Raw genomic sequence first — 18,680 nt, 5'->3', positions numbered from 1 at the left:
GTTCATATACTGCCCTTGCTGATTCAACCTATCGTTGAGAATGCAGTATTGCATGGCATATTACAGAAATCTGAAGGTGGCCTTATTAAAGTATCCATCAAAAACCTTAAAACCACCTATGATGATACATTTTTAGAAATAGAAGTGACAGATGATGGTATTGGTATGACTGCTCAAAAGGTTGAAATGATCCTTAATGGTGAGTTGTCTGAATCCATAGGCTTTGTCAATGTCATGCAAAGAATTGAAAAGCATTATGGCCCTAAGGGCTCGTTTAAGATAGAAAGTCAAGTTGGTGAGGGTACTTGTGTAAAAATGGTATTGCCAATCAAGTCATAATCACTTTTGGTGTAGGGGCGTTATTTAGTAGGAGGCGTTATTTATATGAAATGTGCAATTGTTGACGATGAGATTCCAGCAGTAGATGAATTGTCATATTTAATATCAAAATACCCATCGTTTGATGTGGTTGAAACTTTTAATGATGGTTTATCCTTTATTGGTTCTATAAATCAAAACCATTATGATGTGGTATTTTTAGATATTAATATGCCCCAAGTTTCAGGCATTTTAGTTGCTGACTATATTTTAAAGAATAATATTCCCACTCGAATCGTATTTGTAACCGCCTATGAAGCTTATGCAATCCAAGCCTTTGAATATAATGCTGTTGATTACCTCCTAAAACCCGTTTCTGAGGATCGATTTGACAGAACCGTTCAGAGACTTTTAGAACCGATTAAAACCGAGGGACTTGAAGTTGTGGCGGGCGGAACCGAACACATGAAAGAAGCGGTTCAAGCGATCAAAAAACATTTAAAAGTAATGTCGCTTTACAGAGATGGTATTTTAAAACCAATCAAGTATAATGAAATTGCCTATATCTATTTTGAAGACCGCACAACTCATTTTATGACCGTAAATGGAGATTATACTTGTAAAAAAACGCTTTCAGAGATTGAGGAAATCTTACATGATAATTTTTTTAGGTGTCATAGGGCTTATATCATCAATTTGGATTTTGTAGATACAATTGAACCATGGTTTAACAACACATTTATGGTGACACTCAAAGGTTTTGAAATACAAATTCCGGTGAGTCGCAACAATACAGCTCAATTTAAAGATAAAATGCACATCCTGTAATGTAAAATAAAAATAGATGGGTATATAATCACAAAGGATGTGATTATATGAATCTTGGAAGGTTTGAGGCCGGTTTGATCAAGTCCAATTTTGATCGCTTGATGAGATTGTTGCCTTTCATCGTTTTTATTTCTTTTTTGATGCTGTGCTTATCTTATTTTTTAAAGGATTATAAAGAGGTCATATGGGCAAATGGCTTCTTACTTACATATAGTTTAAGTGCTACTCTCATTGGACTTTTTGGTCTTTCTGACAGCGATGTTAAAGTCAAGAGTATATGGCAAAACACCACAGCCTTTGCCATATTACTATGGGGGACCCTGATACTGGGCTATAAAGCAGATAGCTTTATTTCCTATTTTGATTTTGTCATAGTCTTTGTGGTAAGTGGCGTGGTCATTCAAATGAAATGGCAGATCTGGCTTGTTTTCGATGTATTTCTATTGAGCCTTTTAATTTTTGTCATGCCCTTTCTTGAATTGATTGATGAGAACATCCTCTTGACTGTGCTCGCAATGATCTTCTTTTTGGTCATGATTTTATATATGAATATTATTTTTTATAAGCAGTCTTTGGCAACCTATATTGCAAATAATACCTTGCAAGAGCATCAGCAAGCGCTTGAGAAAACTGTTCTTGAAAAAACACAGGCACTCCTCAACTCTGAACGTTTTATGATGAAGGAGATTGCATTGCTGTTAACCACTGTTTTAGAATATTATGACGAATATACCAAAGGACATTCTGAAAGTGTTGCACTCATCTCGGAATCGTTTGCCAAGGCACTTCATTTTGACTTGGCCCATCAAAAGGAAATCTATTGGGCAGGTCTCATTCATGATATAGGGAAGATCCATATCGACAAAGAGTTGCTTAATAAATCTGAACCTCTTGAAAGAGAAGAGTTCGAGCTGATAAAAAAACATGCACATTATGGTTATGAGATGACCAAAAATGCTGAGGCTTTAAAAGAAATTGCAAAGATCATCAGACATCATCATGAAAGATTTGATGGGACTGGTTATCCTGATGGCCTCAGAGGTGATGATATTCCACTTGCATCTCAAATTCTTGCAATTTCAGATGCTTGGGATGTTATGCGGTCGGATAGAACCTATCGAAAAGCATTAACGCTAGAAAAGGCAAGGCTTGAACTCATAAAAAACAGTGGTACTCAGTTCTCTCCGAAACTGGTGGCCGTCTTTTTAGATTTGGAATGCGCGCAAGTCTAATATGTATAAATTTGTATAACTTGACCTTCATTTGAGACGATAGAAATATCGTCTCATCTTTTTTGAGAAGTTTGTTAAAAATTTGAACAAATTGGTTAGGGCTTCCATTGTATTACACTATACATATATGATAAGATAAGTATGGTTGGCTACTGAAAAACTCAATAAAAATCAAAAATTTTGGAGAAGACATTTATATGAATCGAATTATTAGGGGCATGAACTTCTTATACGTTATCTTGTTGATTTTAGTACTCGTAATAGTGAATCTACAATTTAAAGATGCTGGGGCCATAGTCTCACAAGAGGTCAGAAGAAATGCGATGCTGACTGTTGACATCATGAATTATCAGATCAATGAATGGCTTATGGACAACGAAAAGTTGATTTTAGGCACCAGTGAGTTTATTGAATCAAATTTGAATAATTCGGACCTAATCTTAGAGATGTTGAAGGATAAACTCGAGGCAAATGACCTCTATATGTCACTTTATTATGGAAGCTCAGAAAATGAAATGATAAATGCAAGTGGTTTCATACCACCACCTGACTTTGACTTAAGGACGAGACCATGGTACATAGAGGTCGTAAAGCAAGATAAACTCATCATTACGGATCCATTTTTGAATGCGACAAAAGACGCTTGGATTATTACCATAGCTGCGCCTGTCCATGATCAAAGCGGTACCATTAAAGGGGTTGTAGCAGGGGATATTTCACTTTCAAACTTGGGAAGTGCTTTAGACAACACAGAAAAATTCGGTTCTAGTATTACATACCTTTTAAGTTCTAAAGGCGAAAAAATAGTTGAAATCAACAAGTTCACTAATGTTCACAACCCTTTTGAATTAATGAAAATATGGTTTGAAAATCGAAACGATCTGTCCCAATCTTATGGGATGATGGAAAAATCCCTGGGATCCATAAATGGGTACTTTCACTATCATGAGTTTGAGGAACTTGGATGGACCTTGCTTTCTTTTACACCTATTTATATTTTCAGCGATAGTTTAAACCGATTACATCTTTTTTCAATCGTTCTCAGCGTAGGCATTATAGGTGCTTTTATTTTCTTAATTGCAATTTTAAGGACTGTTATTACCAAGCCCTTGTATGAATTTGAAATGCAGGTGGAAAGCATTGACCTTGACCGATTGAGTCACCAACAAATTGTCCTTTCATCAAATCAAACACTGGGCAAGCTGTCTGATAAAATCAACAGTATGCTCAAACGCTTGTTTGAACAGGTGAGAGCTTTAAATGATGACAAAGATGAACTTATCGCATTAAATGAAGAACTAGAAGCAACCTATGGGCAGTTACTTGCTACAGAGCAGGAGGTCAATAGACAAAAACAAAATTTCGAAGCCTTATTTAGGAATGCCCAAGATGCAATAGTCATGTTCGACCAGGAACATAGGGTGCTTGAAATCAATGATGCATTTGAAGCTTTGTTCGGTTTTGAAATTGATGAAATAAGAGGTCAAAATTTAGACTTTGTCATTTCCAATGAAGAAAATCGAAAGGATGCCGAAAAAATTACAACTCAAGTGTTTAACGGTGAGTTGGTCAGAATTGAGTCGATTCGCTATGGGAAGGGCATGGTGCCACATCAAGTGAGCATTCAAGGTGTCCCAATGACCTATCGTGGCGTCATGGTCGGTGGATATGGCATCTATACGGATATATCAGATAGGATGCAAAGAGAGGCTAATTTGGCCTATGTAAGCACACATGATTATTTGACGACACTTTTCAACCGAGCCTATTTTGAAAAGCAGACCATAGATTTACAAATACCTGACAATCTTCCTTTAGGGCTTGTTATGATGGATGTAAACGGTTTGAAACTAATCAACGATGCATTCGGACATCGAGCTGGTGACCATCTTTTAAACGAAATTGCTGTGCGCTTAAAACGCATTTGTGATAAGGATGAAATTGTGGCGAGAATGGGCGGCGATGAGTTTGCGGTTCTGATTAAAAATTGCACAGATGAGAAAATCGATAGGCTTTCAAAAACAATTTTAGAGAGCTGTAATCAAATAAAGGTTAACGAGGTCTCAATTTCAGTATCAGTGGGTCATGCCCAGTTATATAGACTAGATGATTCTATGGCCGATGTTTTTAAGACGGCAGAAGACTATCTCAATAAGAGAAAGCTCACTGAAGGGCCAAGTGTAAGAGGGAAGGCAATCTATACGATTATCAATACCCTCCATGAAAAGAATAAGAGGGAAGAGCAGCACAGCAAGCGTGTAAGTGAGCTCAGTTATGAACTTGGGAAAGCACTTAGACTTTCAGATCGTGAAATCAATGAACTTAAGACAATTGGCTTACTTCATGATGTGGGTAAAATCGCCATAGATGAAAATATCTTGAACAAGGAAGGGCGACTTACACCAGATGAGTATTTTGAGATGCAAAAGCATCCTGAAATAGGTTACCGAATTCTGAGTACTGTCAATGAGATGAGTGAAATCGCAGAGTATGTTCTTGCCCATCATGAAAGCTATGACGGCAATGGTTATCCTAAGGGGCTGAAGGGGGAGGAAATTCCTTACTTGGCAAGAATTATTACCATTGTAGATGCATTTGACGCGATGACAAGTGATCGCACTTATAGAAAAGCAATGACTTATGAGGAAGCATACAGAGAGCTTCGACGCGTTTCAGATGTCCAATTTGATGGTGCCATTGTCGAAGTCTTTATTGAATACCTTGAGAATCAAGGGAAAACTAAAAACTAAGTATGGTGAAGAATATGAATATAAGAATTGATCAAAAAATCAAAGAAAAAATGCCTGAATTGAGACTGGGAATTCTCATATGTGATGTTGTTGTTGAAGAGAGTTCATCTTTTTTAATGGCCGATATGAAGGCGTCCTTTGATGCCCTCAGGGCCCAAATGACAACTTCTGATATCAGCAAGTTAATCAATATACAAAAAGCACGTGCAGGATATAGAGCGCTTGGAAAGGACCCAACAAAGTACAGGGTTTCAAGTGAGAAGCTTCTACGCAGGGTTTTGAAGGGGCAAGGGATTGATGCCATCAACAATATTGTTGACCTTTCTAATTTAATTTCCGTGACAAGTCAAAATTCTGTTGGCACATATGATCTCGACTTGATTAAAGGTCCAGTTGTCTTTGACAGTGGGGAAACGGGAACCTCATACCTCAACATTGGCGGTCAGGACATGAATCTTGAAAATTTACCAATTTTGCGAGATGCTAATGGTCCATTTGGCTCAACCACTGCGGATTCAAAAGCAACAGCCGTTACAGGCAAGACAAAAAGAATTCTTATGAATATCATTTCCTTTAATTTGGACGATGATCTTGAAGGTCATATGGCAAGTGCTGAAAGACTTTTAAGACAATATGGCAGCAGTCAAATGACCGAAAAACATATTATTTCTTAAAGGCAACGATAGCTAAGAAGGGTGCGAGCCCTTCTTTTACTTGTTAGGCCTTTTTTTAAATGCTAAAATATAGACAATATGTCATAAGTTTTAGAGGAGAGCGGACATGAGTATCACAAGTTTGAAAGATAAATTGGCTTCTCAATATGAAAATATTTCAGACATTCAATCCATGTTTGAAGAATTGGAAGCGACATATCAACAATTAGTGGCAATGAGCGAGCAGCTAGATCAATCAGAAGAAAAATATGCACTATTAATCCAAAACATGAGTGATGTGGTTTGGATCAGTGACACTTCTGGAAAAATTACATATATCAACGAAATTGTCTCAGAGGTTTTAGGCTACAGACGAGATGAAATGATTGGTGAGAAGCTTTATCATTTTATGTGTCCTTTACATGAATACGATAGGGGTTCTTGTAAAGAAATGATCGCAGGAATGAATAATCTCAATTATGAAAAGCAAGAGCTTTGGATGCTCCATAAAGATCAAAAAACTAGAAAAGTCTTAGAAGTAAACACAAAGCGTGTTTATTTTGATGGTGTCTTATTAGAAATTCAGGGTGTAGGTCGAGACATCACAGAGCGCATTCAGTCCGAACGCAAAATTCGCAAAAAAAATAGGCAGTTCGACACCTTAAATATGATAAGCTCATCCATAACCACAAACCTTTCTTTGAACAATTTAGACAAGCTCCTAAAGGATATTTGTAAAAGTGTTGTCCATGCAACCCAAATTCCAATGTGTAGCATCAGATTAATCGACGATCAAGGCAATCTCTGCATCCGGGCAATTGAAGGCAAAGAAATTAATTTGGTCAATAAATCACCTATAATGGGTATAGACGCCATAACACAGAATGCATTTGAGACTGGAATGCCCATAATGATTACTTTGGCAGATGTTCAGCCAGACCATGATCACTTTGGCTATTTACATGAACATCTACAAATCAAGAGTATTCACATCTTTCCCCTGATAGCAAATGGCAAACCACTAGGGAGCTTGATGTTGGGCACTGATGCCAACTATGATGATGAAAATGTATTGATGCTGACACCTATTTCAAATAATATAGCCTTTGCCATAGAAAAATCCAACCTATATAAAAATCTAAAGGAATACTACTTTAAAATCATAACGACACTTGTTGCGGCAATGGAAGCTAAGGATACCTACACTCAAGGACATTCGCTTAGGGTGTCAAAAATTGCGGTAGAAATTGCAAATGCCTTGCAAATGTCCAGTATTGAGATTGAAGAACTTCAGATTGCAGCTATTTTGCATGATATTGGAAAGATCGGTATTAATGATAGTATTTTGACGAAACCGGGTAAGCTAGAGAAAGAAGAGTATGAGCAAATTAAAATGCACCCTATGATTGGTATGAAAATTTTAGAAGCCATAGACCTCTCTGAAAGTATTCGAAATGCGATTTTATACCATCACTTGAGGTATGATTTAAAAGGTTATCCAGAAACAGATGAGATAACAGAATTACCCCTACTCGCACGAATTATTGGTGTTGCAGACTCAATAGATGCTATGAACTCCAACCGGTCATACAAGGCTAAGATGTCTTTAACGGAGATTGAAAGTGAGCTCAAAAGACATTCGGGCAGTCAGTTTTGTCCAAAAGTCATTGAAGTCGTCTTGACCTTATTATCCAGATTTGTAGACTGATACAAGTCATCTATTGAATAGTGCTTACTAGGGCGGCACAATAGATTTCGCAAAACAGACCCGTATCAGTCCTTAAATTCATAATCAAAAAGATAGCCTACACCCCTGACACTTTTGATGAAGACAGGGGTGTCTTTATTGTCTTCAATTTTATGTCTTAATCGCTTTATAAAAGTGTTTACAGTATTTTCATCATAGAGTGATGATTCCCACACCTGCATGAGAATTTGCTTTCTGGTAAGCACCGTCTGTGCGTTGTCAATCAAATAGAGCAGGAGGTTAAACTCGGTGTTTGACAGGGAGACCTCTTCGTCATTTTTGAGAACCTTTCTAGCATTTCTGATGATCTTTATGTCTCCAAAGGTAATGGGCTTATAGGAATTGGTGTGTTTTGTATTGTAATTCTCGTACCTTCTCAAATGGGCTTTTGTGCGTGCCACGAGTTCTACAGGATCAAAGGGTTTGGTAATATAATCATCAGCCCCGATGCCGAAACCGATAACCTTATCGTATTGACTAGACTTTGCAGTCAAGAAGAGGATGGGCAGATTGAACTTTTCTCGAATTTTTTTACACGTTTCCAATCCGTTGAGATCTGCCATGTTGATGTCTAAAATTAATAACTGTATGCTATCGTCCATCTTCATCAAAGCTTCATAACCGCTATAAGCTTTGACCACTTCTATATCATTTGCCTTCATAAATTCACTGAGCATAAATACGATGTCTTTTTCATCGTCAACAATCATAATCTTATACATGAATATTCCCCTTTTATGTCAATTTGATGTCAAACCCATGGAAACTCCATGAATTTACGAAATAAACTGATAATTTCACTATAATCAAATTGTAATATAGATTACTAAAAATAGAAAGGGGCGGTTTGATGGAAAATGTGAGCCAAGCAAGGGCAAACAAAAATGGGGTACTCTTTAAATTTATCGTTTACAGCTTAATCGGAATTTTTATGTTTTTTGTACCAATTGAGGTGGGTGGAAAATCAACGATACCGATTGATCATCTCGTTACGGGCATTAAAACCTTATTACCAGGTCTTGCACCAGTGTATGCACTTATTGTCATTATTTTAGGTGGTATTTATCCTTTTTACAAAAAGACATGGCGTAAAGATACTGTAACAGCAGTATTTTCAATGCTTAAGTTGGTAGGTGTCTGTGTGGCATTTTTGGCATTCTTTAAAGTGGGTCCAGCATGGCTTTTTGAAGCAGATATGATACCCTTTCTCTTTGATAAGCTTGTTATACCTGTGGGACTTATTGTTCCAATTGGGGCTGCATTTTTATCCTTCCTGGTCGGTTATGGACTGCTCGAGTTTATTGGCATCTTGATGCAGCCTGTGATGCGTCCAATCTGGAAGACTCCTGGCCGCTCGGCAATTGATGCAGTAGCCTCTTTTGTCGGTAGCTACTCTATAGGCTTACTCATTACAAATCGTGTTTTCAAAGAGGGAAAATACACCATTAAGGAAGCCGCAATTATCGCTACTGGTTTTTCAACAGTGTCAGCGACCTTTATGATCATCGTAGCGAAGACACTTGGTTTAATGGAAATCTGGAATATATTCTTTTGGTCAACCTTGGTGATAACCTTCGCTGTAACGGCAATCACTGTGAGAATTAAGCCTTTAAGCAGCAAAGAAGATACTTATATTACTGGTGAGGGTGACCCAGAGGTTAAAATGGAAGGCAATATATTTGTCAACGCTTACAATGAAGGCCTAAAGGCAGCAGAACATTCAATGCCACTGATAAAAAATGTGATGGAAAACCTTAAAGATGGTTTCATCATGGCCATGGGCATTTTACCTTCAATCTTATCTGTAGGTTTAATTGGATTAATTGTTGCAAAGTATACACCTGTCTTCGACGTATTGGGTTATATCTATTACCCATTCACCTTGGCGCTGAGAATTCCTGAGCCTCTACTAACGGCAAAGGCCATGTCTGTAGAAATAGCAGAAATGTTTTTACCGGCCTTATTGATGACGTCTGCACCAATGATTTCCAAGTTTGTTGTGGCAGTAGTATCAATATCTTCAATTCTTTTTTTCTCAGCATCAATTCCTTGTATACTGTCAACAGAAATTCCAATTACTTTGACTGACATTATCATCATTTGGATTGAAAGAACCATTTTGACATTGATATTAGCAGCACCTGTTGCATTTCTCATATTTTAAGCATGAAATTTTAGAGAGCGTTTTTAAGCAGACAAAAACTTAAAAACGCTTTCTTTTGATGTTCAAGAAGATTTGATACAATGAAATGGGGGTGAAACTGATGAGTTTAAGAAAGAAAATCATTTTAACGTTGTGTTTTACATTGATATTTATGATGGTGATTTTAAGTACTTTGATTTATTCTAAATCAGCGACCATCTTAAACAAAACAGCCACACTCCACATGACTTCTCAACTTGAGCGTGCAAAGGAAAATATTGACCTTAGACTTCAAATTACAAAGCTTGAAACTGAAAAATTGGCACTGGATGAATCCGTATTAATGTTTTGTGAAGGGGCTTTGACGACACCTGAGACCAACCGATACTTAAAAGTCAAAATGGAGAATATGGATCAGGGTATGGGTTATTATAAGGACTTATTTATTATGGATTTAAAAGGTGTTATCAGGGCGACCACCATGACAGAGGCCCAGGACATTGACTTATCCACAAGGGCGTATTTAAAGGAATCGCAAAGAACACTTAATACCATAACCAGTGATGCCTTAATTGCCAGATCGGATGGGTCCTTGATTGTCAATACAGTCACGCCTATATATAACAGCGAAAATCAAGTGGTTGGTTATGCAGGTATTGCCATTAAGGCCGCTTATTTTTCTAAAATTGTAAGTGATTTGAAGCTTGGGGATAAGGGTTATTATGGCATTGTGGATTCCAATAATCGAATATTGGCACATCCCAATCCAGAATTGATTTACAAAGAATTGCCTTATGAAATCACCAACTTAATCAAAAGACAGAATGGCGCTTACGTTCACAATGGGACTTCGATTTTCAATGACCAAGAAAATGTTTTTCAAAGTTACCAGTATATTGACTCTAACAGATGGTATCTAATTGCCTCTCTACCAGAAAGAGAGCATTACAGTCAATCCATATTGCTTTTGAGCTATGTGATTATAGCAGGTGGGTTTGGCATTATAATCGCAATTGGTATGGGTTATTACATGGGAAATCAAATTACGAAACCCATTATTGCCATTACTGAGACTCTGGAAAATTTAACATCAGGTCAGCAACTGATTCAAACAACAGTTCATACATCAATCTCTGACTTTGAAGAAAGTGAAAGGTGGGAGACCAATGAAGGGCCGGCTGCCTTATCAGAGACCAAAGCATTAAAAGCGCTTTCGACCATATCTGACCATTCGACCATATCTGACCATTTAAAGGTCACATCTGAATATGTAGAGGATAAGACATCGCTAAACCAAGCCTTTACCAGGTCCTTTCAACGCGCGGAGAACACCATCAAAGCTTCTGAAAAAGATGAGATTGGCAATTTAAGGCAAGCCATTTATGGTTTAAAAGAATATTTGACTTCAATCTCAGGATTTTTTGAGAAGGAAAGTGAAAAGCTCATGGCAGAATCCAACCAAGTGACACAGTCTATCAATAGCATGAGTTTTAATACCGCAAGATTTATCGCGACCCTATCTCATGATCTCAAGACATCAGTCACCCTGATCAAGGGCTATGCAAAAGGGCTTAATACAGGCATTATAAAAGATATAGAGACCAGAGAACAGTTTTTAAAAGGCATTTTAAGAAGTGCTGAAGACATCGAACACATTACATGTGATATTCTAGACCACGCTTATGAAGCGCAATGCGTACCCAAGTTGAAAAAGGAAATGATTTCAGCCAAATTATTTTCTGAAGAGCTTATAGGTTCGAGTAAGCAACTCGTTGAGGAAGCCAATCACCAATTTCAAGCACATGTGCATTTGTCTGAAAATCCATTGATCAATATTGATCACGTCAAAATAAAACGCGTTTGGCAGAATTTGTTGGGAAATGCTATAAAGTATTCTGAAGATCGGTCTTTAATCGTATGCGAAATTAAACAGATTGAAAGCTTGAAGCTGATTGAATTTAAAATCATAGATCATGGTATTGGTATTAGACCAGAGTATTTATCCCACCTTCAAAGCATGTTTTTTAGGGGGAGGGAGACAGACTCAAAAGGCTACGGACTAGGGCTCTTTATAGCCGGTTCGATATTAGAGGCTCATGACAGTAAACTAGAAATAGATTCAAAATGGGGTGGGGGCACAGAGGCTTATTTTTATTTACAATTGCATGACAACCCTTAGCATAATCTGGACGAAATCACTTCAAAATGCTAGGATAGGTACAATGATTCAAATGAATTTCACAAAGAAAAATAGATTATTTATAATGGAGGTCCTCATGAATTATAAACTCGTAAAATTTGACAAGGTCAGCGAAGCGGCCTACATGGATTATATTTCTGAATGGGAAGCAAATGAGGAAACTGTAATTCCCTATGCCGCTAGACGTGAAGGTCAATCATTTGATGAACTTCAAAAAAGATGGCAAAAGGAAACCACTGATGCCGTGAGAGCAGATGGCTATGTACCATCCACACTCTATTTTTTAGAGGACAATTCTCAAAGAATCTTAGGCGCAATTCATTTCAGACATGAACTCAACGACCATTTAATGATGCATGGTGGCCATATTGGTTATGGTGTCAGAGCATCAGAGCGACAAAAGGGCATTGCTGGCCTAATGTTGAAGTTAATGCTGGAAAAAGTGAAGTCAGCGGGTATTGAACGCGCGTTATTAACTTGCGATGACCTCAATATTGGTTCTGCAAAAACGATAGAAAGCAATGGTGGAAAGTTAGAGAATAAAGTGTCTGAAACCAACCATAAAGGGGAAACAGTCATGATTAGACGCTATTGGATTGATTTGACTTAAACATCACAATGGTGTGTGTATGTGGCTATAACCCCTAAGGACTTATGAGATTAGGGGATTGACCTAAATTGGAGGGCTTTATGAAGAGATGGATGAAGATCATAACGGTGGTTTCAGGACTTGTGGCAACGCTGATTCTTGCATCAAACTGGATATTCAAGCACCTGTTATTTATGTTTGCGCATGTGAATATTAGTAGAGCAGATGCGTCTTCAATTGGTATTATTGGAGGGGCAGATGGTCCCACGGCAATCTATTTAGCCCCTGGAAATTCCCCATTACTAAAGTATAGCATTGTGGCAATATTATACATATTGACGGCAATTGGTATAAAAAATTGGAGAAAGGAGACTCAAAGATGAATGTCATCGGCGCAGGTGCAGGTTTTTTATTTGTAATAATTTATTTGGCAATATTGGGTATGTCAATTTATTGTTTTATATTGTTTATTAAACTGGCGACAAGAGGGATTGAGGCACTTGATAACTATAATGCGACTTTCCGAAATAAGTATTAACAGCTTAATAAAGGGAATGCTTTTAAACTTGGTACATATGAGAATACCAACCATAGTCGTGCAAATCATTAAGGCCAAAGCCTTGTTTTGCCGCGTCTAACCGCTTTTATTAAGTAGGTAATTCTTACTCAAAGCTGGATGAAAAACAATGATCTATACAAAAAAAGATACTGAAGTGATCAGTATCTTTTTTTGTGCCCAAATGAACACGGTCGTTTTATTTTAATTGATTAACCAGTACCTCTAAGTCCTCTGATAGGACCTTGGCAAGTTCAAAATCAGAGGCTTTTAGAGCTAGTCCAATTTTGGTTTCAACTTCTTTTTTCTTTTGTTCAATTTCAAGATAGTCCTTGTCAAAATGACTTTCATAGATCATTTTTCTAAATTTACGCATACTCATTTTTCGGATGGTCTTGTCTTCAATGATAAGGACGTAATCCATACAATTGGCAATTGTATAATAGTCATGTGAAATCATTAAAATAGCACCGTTATAGGCAGCAATGGCTTCTTCAAGAGCGAGCTGTGAATAGGTGTCAAGATGGCTCGTTGGTTCATCCAGAAGTAAGAGGTTTGCCTTATTGATGGAAACCTTGGCAAGCTGAAGGATATTCTTTTCACCGCCAGAAAGCGAACTGATTTTTCGATTTAAAAAATCTTCTTCAAATCCATATTTCGAAATGTGAGATCTAACTTCACCATATGTGTTCATGCCAGCCTCATAAAATTCATCTAAAATGCTATTAGACTCTGTTAAAATCTCCTCTTGAAGTTGTGATAAGTAGCCGATTTTCACACCATCTGCGACATAAATACTTGGCAATTGGTGCTTTGCGATGTCTCTTAAGAGGGTGGTCTTTCCAGTACCATTTGCACCAATAAGGGCAACTTTATCACCAGCGTTAATCTCAAAATTTACTGACTTTAGAAGAATTTCATCAAAGGCAGCACTGTAATTGCTTAATTTTAAAACAAGGCCCTCAAGAGCGACTTCATCAGTAGCTAAACGTATATTAGGCTGTTTAATGTCCACAAAAGGTTCTTTTATACGACGTGCCACAAGGCGTTCATGAATTTTCACTCTTGCCTTTAGTGACTTTCCGCGTGCTTTTTCTGAGTCTGAACTTGCAATTTTTCTAAGCTTTTCAATGAGAATTTCGTTGCGCTCTATTTCTTCGTTATCTGCAATAGCCAGCTCTTGTAATTCAATTTTCTTTTGGAGTAAAGAGAAGTTATAGTCGATGTAATTGCCATCGAACTCCTGCAATTCTTTATTCTCAAGGTGAATAATCTTGTTGAAGCAGTGATTTAGTAAAAATCGATTATGGGTGATTACTAATAAGATACCCTTATGAGCATTGATGAGGTTTCGAAGCGCAATGAGGTTATCAAAGTCCAAGAAGACATCCGGCTCATCCATAATCAACAAGTTTGGACTGTTAAGCATCTCTTTAATAACTTGAACAAGTTTGAATTCGCCTCCGCTAAGTTCAGAGACTCTTAGATCTCGATGCTGCATCAAATTGGCAAGATTGAGTTTTTTATTGATGTTGCTTTCAAAATCGTGACCGTCAATGGCATCAAAGGCATCCAGTAGACGTTGATACCTCTCTAGTAAAGCATCAAGCTCTGAAGCGGTTTCCATCTCTGTACAAATTGCAGTAATTTCATTTTGCATTTTGATAAAGACCTCACCGATGTATTCAAAAACAGTGGTGTCTTTAGAGGGGTCTAACCCCGAAAATTGGCTGACATAACCTATACGGCAATGTGGCTCTAAGATAAGCTTTCCATCATACATATACTTTTCAGGATCCATGATCATATCAATCAGGGTACTTTTTCCGCTTCCGCTCGTACCGATAAAGGCACAGTGTTGGCCGTCTTCTAGTGTAAACGAAATGTCGTGATACAGATCTTTTTGTGGAAATGAGTAGGATAAGTTATCCACTTTTAACATAATTTTACCTCTTCTATATTCATTAAAAAAGAGCTCCTATTTAAGCTCTCAAGGGTTCCCGTCTAAAAAAGTTGAATGCCACTGATTCAAAGAAGCCTTCAATTCATTTTGTCGTTGAAATCATAACATTTTTCACCATGAATTTCAATCCTTACATTATTAAGATTTCGATTTTAAATAATGCCAATTTTGAAGAAAAATCTAGATTTTCAGAATAAAATTTAAGATTTATTCAGAGAAAATTCCCCCTTACAAGTCACAGTTTATTTAATTGTTGAAGGGAATTAAAACTTAGAAGGGCAAAAATACCCCCTCGAGTAATAATTATATCCCGATAGAAAATAGTATAAAAAGTCATCTCCAAATCCAATTGTCAGAATTTTCACATCATTGTACGCCATTGGCGGAAAGAATTGTGTAAAAAAGACAAAAAAATGACCAAAAAATTAATAAAATTGTAAAAACACGATATATTTTTAAAAAAAGTATTTGAATGTCCATATGCCTTGTAATAGAATGTTACACATATTTAATAAAAAGAGATCATTTATACAATAGAATCTAGCATATTATGAAAAAAATAGAAGCTATTCGTATGAAATGAAACACTAGGAAAGGGGAAATGAAAAATATGAAATCAAAACATTTAGCGTTAATGATGGCACTAATTTTAATGCTGTCAACAATACTTTCAGGTTGTGGCGCAAAAACAGAAGAGGTTGAAGTCATCAAATTAGGGGTAATCGGCCCTTTAACAGGTGATTACAGTATGTATGGAACAGCAGTTGAAGAAGGTGCTAAACTTGCTGCAAAAGAAATTAATGCAGCTGGGGGAATAAACGGTAAGCAAATTGAGATTATCGCTTATGATAGTAAGGGTGATAAAACAGAAGCAGTTAATGCTTATAATCGATTAAGAGACCAAGATGGCATCGTGGGCCTAATCGGAGGAACTTTCAGTGGTACGACATTAAGTATCAAAGAAATTGCAAAATCTGACAATATGCCAGTATTAACACCAACTGCTACCAATGGTGAAGTTACACTGGATGCAAGTAATATATTTAGAGCTTGTTACACTGACCCCTACCAAGGTGCAACTGCAGCAGTATTCTCAGCTCAGAACTTAGGTGCTAAAAAAGCAGCAGTACTTTATAATATTGAAGATCCATACTCAGAAGGACTCGCAGTTGCCTTTAACGAAAAGTTCTCAGCTTTAGGCACAGTAACAAATTATGAAGGTTACACAAAAAATGATGCCGATTTCAAAGCGGTATTAACTAAAATTGCAGAACAAGATCCAGATGTGATCTTCTTACCAGATTATATTGCAAAGGTTGGTGTTATTCTTTCTCAAATTCAAGAGCTAGGTCTTGATATCGTAGCAATTGGTGGCGATGGCTGGGATGGTATCGAAGCAGACTATGCAGATGTTGCGGAAGGCATGTATTTTGCGAACCATTATGCAAAAACAGATGAAGCAGAAATCGTTCAAAACTTCATTAAAGCCTATGAAACAGAGTGGAGCAAATCACCAAACGCTTTAGCGGCATTAGCATACGACTCAACTTACATTATGAAAGGTGCGATTGAAAGAGCGGGATCAACTGATGCAGCAGCAATCATTGCGGAACTTACAAAAACAGATGCAGATGGCGTTACAGGTCATGTTACCTTTGATGCAAATGGCGACCCGTTAAAAAGTATCTCAATTATCCAAATTGTTGGCGGTAATCACAAGTTAGCGGCTAAAGTATCAGGAAACTAATTTACTAGGTGACTGAAACCATTGTTTCAGTCACTTATTTTTATAAGTTATCCAGTAAGACTTATATTGTAGGGGCTTTTCTTGACCCTAATGGTTAATTATTATTTTAAATACGATAGGAAATATTAATCATCATAAAGAGAGAGAAATTTTATCATCAATCAGAATGGGGGAAGTTATTTGATACTTTTTTTACAGCAAATTATAAATGGGCTTTCCGTTGGAAGCGTTTATGCTTTAATTGCCCTAGGCTATACCATGGTCTATGGGATTATTAAATTGATTAATTTCGCACATGGAGAAGTTATGATGGCTGGTGCGTATTTTGCATTTGTCGTTGCAATATCTAGTCGTTTTCCATTTCCGGTAGTACTTGTCATTTCTATGGGAATGGCGGCAATTGTTGGGGTGGTTATAGAGAAATTGGCTTATAAGCCATTGAGAAGTGCTCCAAGAATCTCGGCACTTATTACTGCGATAGGGGTTAGTTTGTTTTTGCAAAATCTGACACTCGTTATTTTTAAGCCAGATCCAAAAATAATGCCTATCCTCATAGAGAAAAAACCGATTAATATTGGACCGCTTCAAATTGGAACAGTCACCTTGACCACTTTAGTGCTTGCTATAGTTTTCATGATTATTCTAGATATCTTTGTAAAAAGAACAAAGCCCGGAAAAGCCATGAGAGCTGTTTCAGAGGACAAGGATGCTTCGATCTTGATGGGGATCAATGTCAATAAAACCATAAGTATAACGTTTGCTATAGGTTCAGCACTTGGTGCCTTAGGCGGTGTCCTCTATGGCATAACCTACACTCAAGTTTATCCAACCATGGGTATCATGCCAGGTCTGAAGGCGTTTGTTGCCGCTGTATTAGGTGGCATTGGACTGATTCCAGGTGCCGTACTAGGTGGTTTTGTAATTGGCATGATAGAGACCATATCAAAGGCCTATATCTCAAGTCAGTGGTCGGATGCGATCGTTTTTGGCCTTCTTATAATAGTTCTGCTCTTTAAACCGACAGGTATTTTGGGCAAGAACGAGAAAGAGAAGGTGTAGTTATGAATAAGAAAATAATGAAAAATTATGCGATAAATGCACTTGTTATCTTAGCCATCTATTTGATTTTAAAGGGGATGATTGCCACTGGCCTTATTAGTAGATATCATCAAGGCATCATCATCTTTATCATGATCAATATTATTCTGGCGACGAGTTTGAACTTAGCGACTGGATTTTTAGGACAGTTAACACTTGGACATGCTGGCTTTATGGCGGTAGGGGCTTATGCTTCTGCAATGACTGCCGTTGCCCTAAAAGCAACTTTTGCAGGAATGCCCAATCTCATAATGTTACTCATTTCACTTGTGGTGGCTGCAATTGCTTCAGCTCTTGTTGGTGTTGCCATTGGCGTGCCTGCACTTAGGCTCCGTGGGGACTATCTCGCCATCATAACACTTGGCTTTGGAGAGGTCATCCGAGTGGTTATCAATAATATAAAAGCTACAGGTGGTGCACAAGGTTTCACAGGTATTCCCAAGATATCGACATTTGACAATGTTTTTTGGATTACGGTTTTAGTAGTGCTCTTCCTATATAGACTGACACATTCTCGTCAAGGTCGCGCGATTCTATCTATTCGTGAGGACGAAATTGCAGCTGAAGCTGTAGGCGTAAAGACCACAGAGTTCAAGGTCATGGGATTTGCCATTGCAGCAAGTATTGCTGGTATTGGTGGCGGCCTATATGCCCATTATATAGCCTTTTTAGACCCCAACACCTTCAACTTCATGCGATCTGTTGAAATACTAGTAATTGTTGTTTTAGGGGGAATGGGAAGCTTAACGGGTTCCATTTTGGCGGCAATTGTGCTTACAATTATGCCGGAGGCGCTTAGAAGCTTTGCAAATTACAGACTTCTTTTATATTCCTTCATGCTTGTTATTATGATGAT

16 protein-coding genes are annotated in these 18,680 nt (G+C 37.5%); 14 read left to right on the top strand and 2 right to left on the bottom strand.

Features of this window, described 5'->3' with window-relative positions; genetic code table 11:
- The 6 genes from AC220I_RS07800 to AC220I_RS07775 all read left to right on the top strand — a co-directional run.
- A partial coding sequence (locus AC220I_RS07800; protein ID WP_486723250.1) for a sensor histidine kinase occupies window positions 1-339 on the top strand: 339 nt, incomplete at its 5' end.
- Window positions 340-384: 45 nt separating this feature from the next.
- Window positions 385-1,146 (top strand): LytR/AlgR family response regulator transcription factor, encoded by a 762-nt coding sequence (locus AC220I_RS07795; RefSeq protein ID WP_486723249.1) that lies wholly within the window; start codon window positions 385-387, stop codon window positions 1,144-1,146.
- 47 nt (window positions 1,147-1,193) lie between these two features.
- Window positions 1,194-2,378: an HD-GYP domain-containing protein gene (locus AC220I_RS07790; RefSeq protein ID WP_486723248.1), complete on the top strand. Its 1,185-nt coding sequence runs from the start codon at window positions 1,194-1,196 to the stop codon at window positions 2,376-2,378.
- A gap of 197 nt (window positions 2,379-2,575) precedes the next feature.
- Window positions 2,576-5,128 carry an HD domain-containing phosphohydrolase gene (locus AC220I_RS07785; protein ID WP_486723247.1) on the top strand — a complete coding sequence of 851 codons (2,553 nt, stop codon included), beginning with the start codon at window positions 2,576-2,578 and terminating at the stop codon, window positions 5,126-5,128.
- Between the two features lie 14 nt (window positions 5,129-5,142).
- Window positions 5,143-5,802 carry a B3/B4 domain-containing protein gene (locus AC220I_RS07780; RefSeq protein WP_486723246.1) on the top strand — a complete coding sequence of 220 codons (660 nt, stop codon included), beginning with the start codon at window positions 5,143-5,145 and terminating at the stop codon, window positions 5,800-5,802.
- Between the two features lie 106 nt (window positions 5,803-5,908).
- The gene (locus AC220I_RS07775) at window positions 5,909-7,489 is read left to right on the top strand and encodes an HD domain-containing phosphohydrolase (RefSeq protein WP_486723245.1); all 1,581 of its coding nucleotides are present in this window, start codon (window positions 5,909-5,911) and stop codon (window positions 7,487-7,489) included.
- A gap of 65 nt (window positions 7,490-7,554) precedes the next feature.
- Here AC220I_RS07775 and AC220I_RS07770 read toward each other — a convergent pair whose 3' ends face one another.
- Complete coding sequence (locus tag AC220I_RS07770; protein ID WP_486723244.1) at window positions 7,555-8,250, bottom strand: response regulator transcription factor; 696 nt, start codon at window positions 8,248-8,250, stop codon at window positions 7,555-7,557.
- A gap of 128 nt (window positions 8,251-8,378) precedes the next feature.
- Here AC220I_RS07770 and AC220I_RS07765 point away from each other — a divergent pair, with 128 nt between their 5' ends.
- The 5 genes from AC220I_RS07765 to AC220I_RS07745 all read left to right on the top strand — a co-directional run bounded on the left by AC220I_RS07765 (window position 8,379) and on the right by AC220I_RS07745 (window position 12,998).
- Window positions 8,379-9,692 (top strand): YjiH family protein, encoded by a 1,314-nt coding sequence (locus AC220I_RS07765; RefSeq protein WP_486723243.1) that lies wholly within the window; start codon window positions 8,379-8,381, stop codon window positions 9,690-9,692.
- A gap of 100 nt (window positions 9,693-9,792) precedes the next feature.
- Window positions 9,793-11,850 (top strand): sensor histidine kinase, encoded by a 2,058-nt coding sequence (locus AC220I_RS07760; protein WP_486723242.1) that lies wholly within the window; start codon window positions 9,793-9,795, stop codon window positions 11,848-11,850.
- Between the two features lie 97 nt (window positions 11,851-11,947).
- Window positions 11,948-12,481, top strand: coding sequence for a GNAT family N-acetyltransferase (locus AC220I_RS07755; protein ID WP_486723241.1), 534 nt, complete (start codon window positions 11,948-11,950; stop codon window positions 12,479-12,481).
- An 80-nt stretch (window positions 12,482-12,561) separates the two neighbouring features.
- On the top strand, window positions 12,562-12,843 hold the full coding sequence (locus AC220I_RS07750; protein ID WP_486723240.1) for a sodium ion-translocating decarboxylase subunit beta: 282 nt from the start codon (window positions 12,562-12,564) through the stop codon (window positions 12,841-12,843).
- Window positions 12,840-12,998 (top strand): hypothetical protein, encoded by a 159-nt coding sequence (locus AC220I_RS07745; RefSeq protein ID WP_486723239.1) that lies wholly within the window; start codon window positions 12,840-12,842, stop codon window positions 12,996-12,998. The genes AC220I_RS07750 and AC220I_RS07745 overlap by 4 nt, the downstream gene beginning before the upstream one ends.
- A 217-nt stretch (window positions 12,999-13,215) precedes the next feature.
- On the opposite strand, the gene AC220I_RS07740 is transcribed toward AC220I_RS07745, so the two are convergent.
- Window positions 13,216-14,958 (bottom strand): ABC-F family ATP-binding cassette domain-containing protein, encoded by a 1,743-nt coding sequence (locus AC220I_RS07740; protein WP_486723238.1) that lies wholly within the window; start codon window positions 14,956-14,958, stop codon window positions 13,216-13,218.
- 622 nt (window positions 14,959-15,580) lie between these two features.
- On the opposite strand from AC220I_RS07740, the gene AC220I_RS07735 reads away from it, so the two are divergent.
- The 3 genes from AC220I_RS07735 to AC220I_RS07725 form a co-directional block, all read left to right on the top strand.
- Window positions 15,581-16,726 carry an ABC transporter substrate-binding protein gene (locus AC220I_RS07735; RefSeq protein WP_486723237.1) on the top strand — a complete coding sequence of 382 codons (1,146 nt, stop codon included), beginning with the start codon at window positions 15,581-15,583 and terminating at the stop codon, window positions 16,724-16,726.
- A gap of 183 nt (window positions 16,727-16,909) precedes the next feature.
- The gene (locus AC220I_RS07730) at window positions 16,910-17,785 is read left to right on the top strand and encodes a branched-chain amino acid ABC transporter permease (protein WP_486723251.1); all 876 of its coding nucleotides are present in this window, start codon (window positions 16,910-16,912) and stop codon (window positions 17,783-17,785) included.
- Between the two features lie 2 nt (window positions 17,786-17,787).
- On the top strand, window positions 17,788-18,680 hold an 893-nt coding region (locus tag AC220I_RS07725; RefSeq protein WP_486723236.1), incomplete at its 3' end, for a branched-chain amino acid ABC transporter permease.

The sequence above is a fragment of the Fusibacter sp. genome (genome assembly GCF_057447755.1).
This window is presented reverse-complemented; position numbering and strand designations above follow the sequence as displayed.

What these genes read in the sequence shown, in the direction of transcription:
- AC220I_RS07795 (WP_486723249.1), top strand. Translation starts at nt 385, where the DNA reads ATGAAATGTGCAATTGTTGACGATGAGATTCCAGCAGTAGATGAATTG.
- AC220I_RS07775 (WP_486723245.1), top strand. Translation starts at nt 5,909, where the DNA reads ATGAGTATCACAAGTTTGAAAGATAAATTGGCTTCTCAATATGAAAAT.
- AC220I_RS07755 (WP_486723241.1), top strand. Translation starts at nt 11,948, where the DNA reads ATGAATTATAAACTCGTAAAATTTGACAAGGTCAGCGAAGCGGCCTAC.
- AC220I_RS07745 (WP_486723239.1), top strand. Translation starts at nt 12,840, where the DNA reads ATGAATGTCATCGGCGCAGGTGCAGGTTTTTTATTTGTAATAATTTAT.
- AC220I_RS07760 (WP_486723242.1), top strand. Translation starts at nt 9,793, where the DNA reads ATGAGTTTAAGAAAGAAAATCATTTTAACGTTGTGTTTTACATTGATA.
- AC220I_RS07750 (WP_486723240.1), top strand. Translation starts at nt 12,562, where the DNA reads ATGAAGAGATGGATGAAGATCATAACGGTGGTTTCAGGACTTGTGGCA.
- AC220I_RS07765 (WP_486723243.1), top strand. Translation starts at nt 8,379, where the DNA reads ATGGAAAATGTGAGCCAAGCAAGGGCAAACAAAAATGGGGTACTCTTT.
- AC220I_RS07735 (WP_486723237.1), top strand. Translation starts at nt 15,581, where the DNA reads ATGAAAAATATGAAATCAAAACATTTAGCGTTAATGATGGCACTAATT.
- AC220I_RS07770 (WP_486723244.1), bottom strand. Translation starts at nt 8,250, where the DNA reads ATGTATAAGATTATGATTGTTGACGATGAAAAAGACATCGTATTTATG.
- AC220I_RS07785 (WP_486723247.1), top strand. Translation starts at nt 2,576, where the DNA reads ATGAATCGAATTATTAGGGGCATGAACTTCTTATACGTTATCTTGTTG.
- AC220I_RS07790 (WP_486723248.1), top strand. Translation starts at nt 1,194, where the DNA reads ATGAATCTTGGAAGGTTTGAGGCCGGTTTGATCAAGTCCAATTTTGAT.
- AC220I_RS07740 (WP_486723238.1), bottom strand. Translation starts at nt 14,958, where the DNA reads ATGTTAAAAGTGGATAACTTATCCTACTCATTTCCACAAAAAGATCTG.
- AC220I_RS07780 (WP_486723246.1), top strand. Translation starts at nt 5,143, where the DNA reads ATGAATATAAGAATTGATCAAAAAATCAAAGAAAAAATGCCTGAATTG.